The organism is Xenorhabdus indica (assembly GCF_014467235.1).
GTDB classification, from domain to species: domain Bacteria; phylum Pseudomonadota; class Gammaproteobacteria; order Enterobacterales; family Enterobacteriaceae; genus Xenorhabdus; species Xenorhabdus indica.
This window is the reverse complement of sequence record NZ_NKHP01000135.1, coordinates 1-246: the sequence shown is the minus strand read 5'-3', so window position 1 is coordinate 246 and position 246 is coordinate 1. Positions and strand designations below refer to the sequence as shown.

At 44.7% G+C, this 246-nt stretch carries 1 pseudogene; it reads left to right on the top strand.

Going from position 1 to position 246, the window contains the following annotated elements:
• Positions 1-246: pseudogene (locus tag Xind_RS25515) on the top strand (structural protein); the annotation flags it as partial.

The following is a 246-nucleotide window of genomic DNA, read 5'->3' as shown; positions in this document are numbered from 1 at the left end:
AGGCATTCGCAATAACAACCCCGGCAATATTGATCATAACCCGAAGAATAAGTGGCAAGGTCAATTGCAGCATGACCCGAAGATTGAAAAGCGGTTCTGTCGGTTTGAATCTGCGGAATATGGTATTCGGGCACTGATGAAGTTGCTGTGTAATTACCATAAAGGCGGGCACAACAGCGTCTCTAAAATCATCAACCGCTATGCGCCAGACTCGGAAAATAACACCACTGCATATATTAACAGTGT